Raw genomic sequence first — 11824 nt, 5'->3', positions numbered from 1 at the left:
AGCGCAGCCTCACCAGCCGATACTCATACCTCAAGGCGCAGGGCAGCGTCCACCCGTAACGGGCGTTGAGCGACTGCTGCGAATGGATGCCGTCCAGGCCATGGCGCCTTCACCTTCAATGCTTGCTTCTTGCTGCACACGCATTGCGCCTGCGCGGGTCCCAAGGCTTCCGAATCGTCCCATGGAAGCGCCAGCAATGCAGGCGCGCGCGCCGCCTAATGAAGAGAGTGCAGTGGAAGGCTGATGGTGAACACGCAACCCGAGCCCGGCACGTCCCGCACCGTCAGCGTGCCAAAGTCCGCCTCGATGGTTTGTCGGGCAATGGACAGCCCCAATCCCAAGCCCGCCCTGCGGTCGTCGTTCGGCCTGAAAGGGATGAACATCTTGGCGGCGCCGCCTGCGGGCAATCCCCCGCAGTGGTCCTCGACATCGATGAACACCTGCTCGCCCGAGGCGTAGGCGCTCAGGGTCACCATCGAGTTCTGCTGCGTGTACTTGAAGGCGTTCTGCAGCAGGTTGGCCAGCGCCGCATGAAGCAGGTCCCGGTTGGCCAGGATCGCCAGCGAAGGATCCACGTTCCGCACTTCGAAGACGGCGTTCTTGCGCGCCACGTCGAGCCGCGCCACCAGGTCGACATCGGCGATGAAGGAGGGCGAATGTCCCCCGCCTTCGGCTCCTCCTTTATTTCGCTGCGGGGAGCACCCGATGCCCTGTGCACCGGGGCACGCTGCTGGTGTTCCGGGCATCGGGTACTCCCCGCAGCGAAATAAAGGAGGAGGGGCGCAGCCCCGGGGGACATTCGCGGAGCAAGGTACCCCGTCGGCGGGTGCGCGCCCCGAACGCACGACGCGACGAACAGAAATCAGCCCCATCTTCAATCGCGCGCAATCTCAAGCCGCACTTGCGCCGCATGCAGCAAGTCAGCAAAAGGCGGCGGCGGTTCCGCGTCGGTAAACAACCGGTCGATCTGCGAAAGCGTACCCAACTGGATCATCGCCGGCCGGTTGAACTTGCTCGCGTCCGCCGCAAGCCACACCTCGCGCGCCTGCGCGATGATGGTTTGCGCCACCTTCACTTCACGCAAGTCGAAGTCGCGCAGCGAACCGTCGGCCTCGATGCTCGACACGCCGATCAGCGCGATGTCGACCTTGAACTGGCGTATGAAATCGATGGTGGCCTCGCCCACGATGGCGCGGTCGCGCGGCCGCACCGAACCGCCGGCGACGATCACCTCGCACGAGGTATTGCCGCTCAATATGGTCGCCACGTTCAGGTTGTTGGTGATCACGCGCAGGCCCGTGTGCCGCAGCAGGGCCTTGGCAATGGCTTCGGTGGTGGTGCCGATGTTGAGGATCAGCGAACAGTCGTTGGGCACCAGCTCGGCCACGCGTCGCGCGATGCGCGCCTTGCCTTCGGCATGCAGCGTTTCGCGCTGCTGGTAGCCGATGTTCTCGGTGGTGGAACTTGGCACCCGCACGCCGCCATGAAAACGCGTGAGCAGGCCTTCGTCGGCCAGCCGCTGCACGTCGCGCCGCACCGTTTGCAGGGTAACGCCGAGCATGTCGGCCAACTGTTCCACGGTGACGGAGCCGCGCGTGCGCACGGTATCGAGGAGGTTGATCTGGCGCGGATTGGAGTTCACAAAAGCGTCGTGGAGAACGGGAAGACTCTCAGGAGAGTACAGGCCGCGTCACTTTAAAACGAAAGAAAACGAACCGTACTAAGGGAAAACTCGGGGGAAAATCGCGTCAAAAGGAATCCAAATGAAAAGACGCGAAAATACAATGACTCCCTTTAGTGACCTAAGTCACGAAACAACGGGCCCATCTTCTGTGAGCGATTTCTCCTCCAATTCGCCCCTGCCGGCAACCGATTGCGATGTGCTGATCGTCGGCGGCGGCATCAACGGCTGCGGCATTGCGCGCGACTTGGCGGGCCGGGGCTGGCGGGTGGTGCTGTGCGAGAAGGACGATCTCGCCTCGCACACGTCTTCCTCGTCGACCAAGCTCATCCACGGTGGGCTGCGCTACCTGGAGTATTACGAGTTTTCGCTGGTGCGCAAGGCGCTGCAGGAGCGCGAAGTGCTGCTCAAGAGCGCACCGCACATCATGTGGCCGCTGCGCTTCGTCATGCCGCATGACCCGTCGATGCGACCGGGCTGGATGATCCGCATCGGCCTCTTCATGTATGACCATCTTGCCAAGCGCGAAGTGCTGCCCGGCTCCCGCAGCATCGACCTGCGCAGCCACGCGGCCGGTGCGCCGCTCAAGCCGCAGTTCAAGCGCGGCTTCGTCTATTCGGACGGCTGGGTCGACGACGCGCGGCTGGTGGTGCTCAACGCCATCGATGCCAGGGCGCGCGGCGCCGAAGTGCTGACGCGCACGCGTTGCGTCCATGCGCAGCGCGACGCAGAAGGCTGGACGGCCACGCTCGAAGCCGCGGACGGCGGCATTCGCGTGGTGCGCGCCCGTGCCGTGGTCAATGCCGCGGGCCCATGGGCGGAATCGTTCTTGCGCGGCGTGGCGCAGTCGGCCAAGGGCGAGGCGCTGGCCACCCGGCACCTGCGGCTGGTCAAGGGCAGCCATATCGTGGTGCGGCGCCTCTTCGAGCACGACCATGCCTACATCTTCCAGAACCCCGACAAGCGGATCATCTTTGCGATCCCGTACCAGGACGAGTTCACGCTGATCGGCACCACCGACATCGAGCTGAACGCCGACGATCCCGGCGCGGCGCGCATTGCCGACGAAGAAATCTCCTATCTCTGCACCCAGGCCAGCCGCTATTTCGAAAAGCCGATCGTGCCGGCCGACGTGGTCTGGACCTACTCGGGAGTGCGTCCGCTGCTGGACGATGCCTCCGGCGACCCCTCGGCCGTGACGCGCGACTACATGCTCGAGTCCAACACCACCGCAGCGCCGCTGCTGTCAGTGTGGGGCGGCAAGATCACCACCTTTCGCAAGCTGGCCGAAGACGCGGCCGACGAGGTCGGCAAGATGCTCGGCCAGCCGAACGCGCAACGCCCGGCCTGGACCGACGGCGCTTTTCTTGCGGGCGGCGATCTTTCCGGATGGATCGGTGCGCCCAAGCGACCGGACGACGACTTCGAACGCTTCGTGGCCGCCGTGCAGGCCCGCTACCCCTGGCTCGACGCCAAGCTTGCGCGGCGCCTCGCACGCGCCTATGGTGCGCGCGTGGCCGAGCTGCTTGGCGAAGCGCAGTCCATGGCCGACATGGGCGACGCCGTTGCACCGGGGCTTCATGAGCGCGAGCTGCGGTTTCTGCAGGAAAGCGAATGGGCCATGAGCGCGGACGACGTTCTCTGGCGCAGGTCGAAGCTCGGCCTGCGCTACACGGCCGAAGAACGCGCGCAGGTGGCCGCCTGGCTGCAGGCGCATGCAAAGAACAACAGCAACACGATCAACCGGGAGCGCTGATGCAATTGACTCTGGAGCGCGTCACCAAGAAGGTCGGCGCGCAAACATGGCTCTACGAGCAGAGCATCGCCCCGAGAAGCGGCGCGGTCACCGTGCTGCTCGGCGCCACGCAGGCCGGCAAGACCAGCCTGATGCGCCTCATGGCGGGGCTCGACACGCCGACCACCGGCAAGGTGCTGGTCGACGGCAAGGACGTGACCGGCATGCCGGTGCGCGAGCGCAACGTGGCCATGGTGTACCAGCAGTTCATCAACTACCCGTCGCTCAAGGTGGCCGACAACATCGCCTCGCCGCTCAAGCTGCGCGGCGAGAAGAACGTCGATGCCCGGGTGCGCGAGCTGGCCGACAAGCTGCACATCGGCATGTTCCTCGACCGCTATCCGGCCGAGCTTTCGGGCGGGCAGCAGCAGCGCGTGGCACTGGCGCGCGCGCTGGCCAAGAACGCGCCGCTCATGCTGCTCGACGAGCCGCTGGTCAACCTCGACTACAAGCTGCGCGAAGGCCTGCGTGAGGAGCTGACGCAGCTGTTCGCAAGCGGCGATTCCACCGTGATCTATGCCACCACCGAGCCCGGCGAGGCGCTGCTGCTCGGCGGCTACACGGCCGTGATGGACGCGGGCGAGCTGTTGCAATACGGGCCGACGGCCGAGGTGTTTCACGCGCCGCAGTCGCTGCGCGTGGCGCGCGCCTTCAGCGATCCGCCTATGAACCTGCTGTCCGGCACCGCAACGACCGGCCGTGTGCAGCTCGCGGGCGGCCCGGCGCTGGCGCTGGCCGTGCCTGAGAACGTCTCGGGCGCGGTCACCGTCGGCCTGCGCGCAAGCGCATTGAATGTCGGCGCGGGGGAGGGCGACATCGCCTTGCCCGGGAAGGTGGAGCTGGCCGAAATCTCCGGCTCCGACACCTTCGTTCACGTCGATACCGCGGTCGGGGAACTGGTGGCGCAGCTCACCGGCGTGCACCGCTTCGAATTGGGCGCGTCGATCACGCTGTACTTCAGTCCCTCGCAAGCCTATGTGTTCGATGCCGGCGAAAAGCTGGCGCTCGCGCCGGCATGGCGCAAAGGAAACTAGTCATGGCACGCATCGACCTGGACCTGGCCCACGCCTACCGCCCCAACCCCACGCAGGACAGCGACTACGCGTTGCTGCCGCTGCAGATGAGCTTTCGCGACGGCGGCGCCTATGCCTTGCTCGGCCCCTCGGGCTGCGGCAAGACGACCATGCTGAACATCATCTCGGGACTGCTGGTGCCTTCGCAGGGCACAGTGAAGTTCGACGGCCGCGACATGACACGCGCCACGCCGCAGGAACGCAACATCGCGCAGGTGTTCCAGTTTCCGGTGATCTACGACACCATGACGGTGGCCGAGAACCTCGCGTTTCCGCTGCGCAACCGCAAGGTGCCTGAAGACCAGATCAAGAAGCGCGTGGGCGAGATTGCCGAAATGCTCGACATGAGCGGCCAGCTCAACCAGCGCGCGGCGGGCCTCGCCGCCGATGCCAAGCAGAAGATCTCGCTCGGCCGCGGGCTGGTGCGCAGCGACGTGTCGGCCGTGCTGTTCGACGAGCCGCTCACGGTGATCGACCCGCACCTGAAGTGGCAGCTGCGCCGCAAGCTCAAGCAGATTCACCGCGAGCTCAAGCTCACGCTGATCTACGTGACGCACGACCAGGTCGAGGCGCTCACCTTTGCCGAAGAGGTGGTGGTCATGACGCGCGGCAAGGCGGTGCAGGTGGGCAGCGCCGAGGCGCTGTTCGAGCGGCCGGCCCACACCTTCGTCGGCCATTTCATCGGTTCGCCCGGCATGAATTTCCTGGCGGCAAACAACACGAACGGCGCGCTCGAAGTGGCAGGCACGCCGCTCGTGCCGACACGCCAGCTGCCCGAAGGCTCGATCAAGCTGGGCATTCGGCCCGAATACCTGCGGGTGGTCGAAGCGCGCGCGCAGGGCGCCGTGCCTGCCACCGTCACGCAGGTGCAGGACGTGGGCACCCACGCGATGCTGAGCGCCGACGCTGGCGGCACTGCGCTCAAGGCGCGCCTGCATGCCGATGCGCCGCTGCCCGCCGTAGGCGAGACCGTGTGGCTGCGCGTGCTGGACACCCACACCTGCTATTACCGCGACGAGGAGCTGGTTGCATGAAGAACAACGTATCGCAACAAGGCCGCGCCAATCCCGTACAGAAGATGGAAGCCCCATGGACGCCGTGAACAAACCCATCAACCAGAAGGCCTGGTGGCTGGTGCTGCCGGTGCTGATCTGTGTGGCCTTCTCGGCCATCGTGCCGCTGATGACCGTCGTCAACTACTCGGTGCAAGACATCATCTCGCCCGAGCGCCGCGTTTTCGTCGGCACCGAGTGGTTTGCTGCCGTCATGCGCGACGGCGAGCTGCACGCCGCCCTGTGGCGACAGCTCGGCTTCTCGCTGTCGGTGCTGGCGGTCGAGATTCCGCTGGGCATTGCGCTCGCGCTCTCGATGCCGGCCACCGGATGGAAGTCGTCGGCGGTGCTGGTGGTGGTGGCGCTTTCGCTGCTCATTCCATGGAACGTGGTCGGAACCATCTGGCAGATCTACGGCCGCGCCGACATCGGCCTCCTGGGCCATGCGCTGCAGAAGATGGGCGTCAACTACAGCTACACCGGCGACGCCACCGACGCATGGCTCACCGTGCTGATGATGGACGTGTGGCACTGGACGCCGCTGGTGGCGCTGCTGTGCTTTGCGGGCCTGCGCTCGATTCCCGATGCCTACTACCAGGCCGCTCGCATCGACGGCGCCAGCAAGTTCGCGGTGTTCCGCTATATCCAGCTGCCCAAGATGCGCGGCGTGCTGATGATCGCGGTGCTGCTGCGCTTCATGGACAGCTTCATGATCTACACCGAGCCCTTCGTGCTGACCGGCGGCGGGCCGGGCAATGCGACGACGTTCCTGAGCCAATATCTCACGCAGAAGGCGGTCGGCCAGTTCGACCTGGGCCCGGCAGCGGCGTTTTCGCTGATCTATTTCCTGATCATCCTCTTGCTCTGCTTCATCCTCTACAACTGGATGCAGCGCGTCGGTACCCAGAAGGCGGAGGTGGAGCAATGAACGAGCGCAGGTTCCGCAAGCGCAGCATCTTCCTGCTGCTCTACATTCTTTTTGCGCTGTTGCCCATCTACTGGATGGTCAACATGAGCTTCAAGACGAACGGCGAAATCCTTTCGAGCTTCTCGTTCTTTCCGCAGCAGTTCACCTGGGCCAACTACACGCGCATCTTCACCGACGCCTCGTGGTACTCGGGCTACATCAACAGCCTGATCTACGTGGGCATCAACACGGTGATTTCGCTCACGGTGGCGCTGCCGGCGGCTTACGCGTTTTCGCGCTATTCGTTCCTGGGCGACAAGCACGTTTTCTTCTGGCTGTTGACCAACCGCATGACGCCGCCCGCGGTGTTCTTGCTGCCGTTCTTCCAGCTGTACAGCACCGTGGGCCTAATGGACACGCACCTGGGCGTGGCGCTCGCTCACTTGCTGTTCAACGTGCCGCTGGCCGTGTGGATTCTCGAAGGCTTCATGAGCGGCATTCCGCGCGAGATCGATGAAACCGCCTACATCGACGGCTACAGCTTTCCGAAGTTCTTCATCCGGATCTTCCTGCCGCTGATCAAGGCCGGCGTGGGCGTGGCGGCTTTCTTCTGCTTCATGTTCAGCTGGGTCGAGCTGCTGCTGGCGCGCACGCTCACCAGCGTCAACGCCAAGCCGATCGTCGCGACCATGACGCGCACGGTGAGCGCATCGGGCATGGACTGGGCTACGCTTGCGGCCGCCGGCGTGCTCACCATCGTGCCGGGGGCCATCGTGATCTGGTTCGTGCGGCACTACATCGCCAAGGGTTTTGCGATGGGGAGAGTCTGAAATGTTTGCCTGGATGTCCTGGACCACTCCGGTGGCCGTGTTCTTCGTCTGCATCGCGCTCATGCTGGTCGGCATGACGGTGTGGGAGATCAAGTCGCCCACCACGCTGCGGCGCGGCTGGCTGCCGATCGAAACCACGCGCGGCGACCGGCTGTTCATCGGCTTGCTCTCGGCGGCCTATATCAACCTGATCTACATCGGCCTTGCGGAATGGGCCAAGTCCGCAATGACGCTGCAGGCCGAGCCTTCGATCTGGATCGGCTTTGTGTTTTCGATGCTGGTGCTCGCGCTGATCATGCGCAAGGGCTAGCTCGCGTACTCCGGCAATTCGGCCCGGTGCTTCCCCGGGGCCGAGGTGAAATCAGCCGCACACGGGGAAGCGAAGGAACGAGGAGATAAACCATGAAGTTGCGCTACACCGCGCTGGCGGCCGCTATGGTGCTGGCACTGTCGGCCTGCGGAAAGAAGGACGAGCCTGCGGCCCAGGCTCCGGCAAGTACCCCTGCACCGGCTCCGGCAGCGGCGCCCGCCGCGGCCACTCCGGTAGCGGCACCGGCTGCGCCCGATGCGGCGGCCAAGTGGATCGACAGCGAATTCCAGCCGTCGACGCTCAGCAAGACGCAGCAGGCCGAAGAATTGAAATGGTTCGTCGATGCCGCGGCAAAGCTCAAGGCCAAGGGGGTGAGCGAGATCTCCGTGGTCTCCGAAACCATCACCACGCATGAATACGAGTCGAAAACGCTGGCCCGCGCCTTCGAGGAAATCACCGGCATCAAGGTGAAGCACGACCTGATCCAGGAAGGCGACGTGGTCGAGAAGCTGCAGACCTCCATGCAGTCGGGCAAGTCGATCTACGACGGCTGGATTTCGGACTCGGACCTGATCGGTACCCACTACCGCTACGGCAAGATGATGAACCTGACCGACTACATGGCCGGTCCGGGCAAGGAGTTCACCAACCCCGGCCTCGATGTGGCCGACTTCATCGGCACCAAGTTCACCACCGCTCCGGACGGCAAGCTGTATCAGCTGCCCGACCAGCAGTTTGCCAACCTTTACTGGTTCCGCGCCGACCTGTTCGACCGCCCCGACCTGAAGGAAAAGTTCAAGGCCAAGTACGGCTACGACCTGGGCGTGCCGCTCAACTGGAGCGCCTACGAGGACATCGCCGAGTTCTTCAGCGTCGATGTGAAGAACATCGACGGCAAGCCGATCTACGGCCACATGGACTACGGCAAGAAGGACCCGTCGCTCGGCTGGCGCTTCACCGATGCATGGCTCTCGATGGCCGGTACCGCGGACATCGGCATTCCCAACGGCCTGCCGATCGACGAGTGGGGCATTCGCGTGGCCGACGACAAGTGCACGCCGGTGGGCGCGGCCGTGTCGCGCGGCGGCGCCACCAACTCGCCGGCGGCCGTGTATGCGCTGACCAAATACGTGGACTGGATGAAGAAGTACGCGCCGCGCGAAGCCACCGGCATGACCTTCGGCGAAGCCGGCCCGGTGCCCGCCCAGGGCCAGATCGCGCAGCAGATCTTCTGGTACACGGCCTTCACGGCGGACATGGTCAAGCCGGGCCTGCCGGTGGTCAACGCCGACGGCACGCCCAAGTGGCGCATGGCCCCGGGACCGAACGGCCCCTACTGGAAGCAGGGCATGCAGAACGGCTACCAGGACGTGGGTTCGTGGTCGTTCTTCAAGGGCCATGACGAGAACAAGACCGCGGCAGCCTGGCTGTATGCGCAGTTCGTCACTTCCAAGACGGTGTCGCTCAAGAAGACCGTGGTGGGCCTGACGCCCATCCGCGAATCGGACATCAAGTCGCAGGCGATGACCGACATGGCGCCCAAGCTGGGCGGCCTGGTCGAGTTCTACCGCAGCCCGGCGCGCGTGGCATGGTCGCCGACCGGCACCAACGTGCCCGACTATCCGAAGCTGGCCCAGCTCTGGTGGAAGAACGTGGCCGAGGCCGTCACCGGCGAGAAGACGCCGCAGAAGGCAATGGACACGCTGGCCGACGAGATGGACGACGTGATGGGCCGCCTGGAGCGCGCCGGCATGGACAAGTGCGCGCCCAAGCTCAACCCGAAGGGCGATCCCGCCAAGTGGCTGAGCGACCAGCACGCTCCCTGGAAGAAGCTGGCCAACGAAAAGCCGAAGGGTGAAACCATCGAGTACAACAAGCTGCTCACCGCCTGGAAGGAAGGCAAGGTGCGCTGACCCGTCGGCGTTCCCTTTGGTCTCTCTAGAGCCGCGCCCCAAAGGCGCGGCTTTTTTTCGTCCATTCGTGGGGCCGGCGCGACGGCATGACCAATGGCAGATGCGCCAGGCGTACGGTTGGCTTACATTCGACGGCCCTCGTTCCGCCCCAGCAAGTGACTTCAAGCATTTCCAGCCCCGCCGCGCGCCCCAAACGTGTCCTGGTGATTCACTATTCGCAGACCGGCCAGCTCGGCAGCGTCGCCGAGCAGATCGTCGCGCCGCTCAAGGCCGATCCGGCAATCTCCGTGCATGTCGAAACGCTGCGCCCGCTGGCGGACTTTCCGTTTCCCTGGCCGTTCCTGACCTTCTTCGACGCCTTTCCCGAATCGGCGCACCTGAAGCCGCCGCCGCTGGCGCCGCTTTCGCTCACTGGGGACGAGCAGTTCGACTTGGTCATCCTGCCGTACCAGGTGTGGTTCCTGGCGCCGTCGCAGCCGATCGTCGCCTTCCTGAAGCACCCGCTGGCAGCGCAACTGCTGCAGGGCAAGCCCGTCGTCACAGTGATCGCCTGCCGCAACATGTGGCTGCTGGCGCACGAAAAGCTCAAGGGCCTGCTCGACGCCGTGGGCGCCCGCCTGATCGACAACGTGGTGCTGACCGATCCCGGGCCGACGCTGGCCACCTTCTTCACCACGCCGGCCTGGCTGATCTGGGGCCGCAAACGCGGCTTCTGGGGCATGCCCGACGCCGGCCTCAGCGAAGGGCAGATCCGAGGTACCGGCCGTTTTGGCCGTGCGCTGCGCGAGGCGCTGCACAGCGATCTCGAACGCGGAACACAGCCGCTGCTCTCCGGCATGGGGGCCGTTCAGGCCAATGCAAAGCTCCTGATCAGCGAAAAGGCCGGCACCCGCAGCTTTTTTCTCTGGGGCAAGCTGATCATGGCCGCGGGGCGGCCGGGCGCGTGGCAGCGCAAGCCCTTGCTGCTGCTGTACGTGGCCTTCCTCCTCGTGCTCATTGTCACGGTCGTGCCTGTGAGCTTGACGCTCCAGGCGCTGCTGCGGCCGCTGTTCAAGGGGTGGCTGACTAAAATGACGGCTCTTTTCGAGCGCCCGTCGGGCTCGGCCACGGACCGTTTTCCCCGCTATGACGACTGATGTCTTCCTGACCCGCACCGCCGCCTTTCTGCCCTTTTCCCCGGTCAGCAATGAAGACATCGAAGACGTTCTCGGTCGCGTCGGCGGCAAGGCTTCGCGCGCGCGGCGGCTGATTCTTCGCAGCAACGGCATCCAGTCGCGCCACTACGCCATCGACCGGGCCACCGGCCAACTCGCCATGAGCAACGCGCAGCTCACGGCCTCGGCCATCCGGGCGCTGGGCGATGACATCGGTCCGGTCGATTGCCTGGTTACCGGCACGTCGCTTCCCGACCAGCTGATGCCCAACCATGCGGTGATGGTGCACGGCGAGCTTGGCTGGCCACGGCTCGAAGTGGTGGCCTGCGCGGGCATCTGCCTGGCGGGCACCACGGCGCTCAAGCACGCATGGCTCTCTGTGCGCTCAGGCGATGCGCGGCGTGCGGTGGCCACGGGGTCCGAACTCGCCTCGGCCGTGATGCGCGGCTCCCGCTTCGAAGCTGAGCTGGAGCACAAGCTGCAGGCGCTCGAGGAGCGGCCCGAAATCGCATTCGAAAAAGACTTTCTGCGCTGGATGCTCTCCGACGGTGCAGGCGCCGTGCTGCTCGAGCGAGAGCCGCGCGGCCCGCTGTCGCTGCGCGTGGAGTGGATCGACCTGTCTTCCGCCGCCCACGAACTGCCGGTGTGCATGTATGCAGGCGCCGACAAGAACAACGAAGGCGGCCTGGAGGGATGGGCGCGCACCGCGCCCGAAGACTGGCAGCGCGAGTCGACCTTTGCCGTGAAGCAGGACGTGCGCCTGCTCAACGAGAACATCGTTCGTGCCACGCTGGGCGAGCCGCTGGCGGCCATCATCGAGAAGCGCGGCCTGAAGGCTTCAGATGTCGACTGGTTCCTGCCGCATCTCTCGTCCGGCTACTTCATCGAGCCTGTGAGCCAGTGCCTGGAGGCCATGGGTTTTGCCATTCCGCGCGAGCGCTGGTTCAGCAATCTCGCGACCAAGGGCAACACCGGCTCGGCATCGCCCTACATCATGCTCGACGAGCTGTTCCGTTCGGGCCGCATCAAGCCCGGCCACAAGCTGCTGATGTTCGTGCCCGAAAGCGGCCGCTTCTCCAGCGGTTTCATCTACCTGGAAGCCATCTAGC

The 11824-nt window shown here is 65.0% G+C and carries 11 protein-coding genes; 9 read left to right on the top strand and 2 right to left on the bottom strand.

Features of this window, described 5'->3' with window-relative positions; genetic code table 11:
* Positions 1 to 215: 215 nt before the first annotated feature.
* Together QHG62_RS27095 and QHG62_RS27090 are read right to left on the bottom strand one after the other, a co-directional pair.
* Entirely contained in the window at positions 216 to 746 is a 531-nt protein-coding gene (locus QHG62_RS27095; protein WP_281148667.1) for a sensor histidine kinase, read from the bottom strand.
* A gap of 128 nt (positions 747 to 874) precedes the next feature.
* A complete protein-coding gene (locus tag QHG62_RS27090; protein WP_281148666.1) occupies positions 875 to 1642 on the bottom strand; it encodes a DeoR/GlpR family DNA-binding transcription regulator in 768 nt (255 codons plus the stop codon).
* Between the two features lie 121 nt (positions 1643 to 1763).
* Here QHG62_RS27090 and glpD point away from each other — a divergent pair, with 121 nt between their 5' ends.
* The 9 genes from glpD to QHG62_RS27045 all read left to right on the top strand — a co-directional run bounded on the left by glpD (position 1764) and on the right by QHG62_RS27045 (position 11823).
* Positions 1764 to 3437 (top strand): glycerol-3-phosphate dehydrogenase, encoded by a 1674-nt coding sequence (glpD, locus tag QHG62_RS27085; protein ID WP_281148665.1) that lies wholly within the window; start codon positions 1764 to 1766, stop codon positions 3435 to 3437.
* Complete coding sequence (locus QHG62_RS27080; RefSeq protein WP_281148664.1) at positions 3437 to 4510, top strand: ABC transporter ATP-binding protein; 1074 nt, start codon at positions 3437 to 3439, stop codon at positions 4508 to 4510. The genes glpD and QHG62_RS27080 overlap by 1 nt, the downstream gene beginning before the upstream one ends.
* 2 nt (positions 4511 to 4512) lie before the next feature.
* Positions 4513 to 5583, top strand: coding sequence for an ABC transporter ATP-binding protein (locus QHG62_RS27075; protein ID WP_281148660.1), 1071 nt, complete (start codon positions 4513 to 4515; stop codon positions 5581 to 5583).
* A 55-nt stretch (positions 5584 to 5638) separates the two neighbouring features.
* Positions 5639 to 6529, top strand: coding sequence for a carbohydrate ABC transporter permease (locus QHG62_RS27070; protein ID WP_281148659.1), 891 nt, complete (start codon positions 5639 to 5641; stop codon positions 6527 to 6529).
* The gene (locus QHG62_RS27065; RefSeq protein WP_126749023.1) at positions 6526 to 7338 is read left to right on the top strand and encodes a carbohydrate ABC transporter permease; all 813 of its coding nucleotides are present in this window, start codon (positions 6526 to 6528) and stop codon (positions 7336 to 7338) included. Before QHG62_RS27070 ends, QHG62_RS27065 begins: the two co-directional genes overlap by 4 nt.
* A 1-nt stretch (position 7339) precedes the next feature.
* Positions 7340 to 7648 (top strand): DUF2160 domain-containing protein, encoded by a 309-nt coding sequence (locus QHG62_RS27060; protein WP_258507745.1) that lies wholly within the window; start codon positions 7340 to 7342, stop codon positions 7646 to 7648.
* Positions 7649 to 7740: 92 nt separating this feature from the next.
* Entirely contained in the window at positions 7741 to 9561 is a 1821-nt protein-coding gene (locus QHG62_RS27055; RefSeq protein WP_348638675.1) for an ABC transporter substrate-binding protein, read from the top strand.
* A gap of 155 nt (positions 9562 to 9716) precedes the next feature.
* On the top strand, positions 9717 to 10697 hold the full coding sequence (locus QHG62_RS27050; protein WP_281148657.1) for a dialkylrecorsinol condensing enzyme: 981 nt from the start codon (positions 9717 to 9719) through the stop codon (positions 10695 to 10697).
* A complete protein-coding gene (locus QHG62_RS27045; RefSeq protein ID WP_281148656.1) occupies positions 10687 to 11823 on the top strand; it encodes a beta-ketoacyl-ACP synthase III in 1137 nt (378 codons plus the stop codon). The genes QHG62_RS27050 and QHG62_RS27045 overlap by 11 nt, the downstream gene beginning before the upstream one ends.
* Position 11824 lies beyond the last annotated feature (1 nt).

Origin of the sequence: Variovorax paradoxus (genome assembly GCF_029919115.1) — a bacterium.
Classification (GTDB): Bacteria; Pseudomonadota; Gammaproteobacteria; order Burkholderiales; family Burkholderiaceae_C; genus Variovorax; species Variovorax paradoxus_O.
The sequence above is the reverse complement of the archived record's forward strand: the minus strand, read 5'-3'. Positions and strand labels throughout refer to the sequence as shown.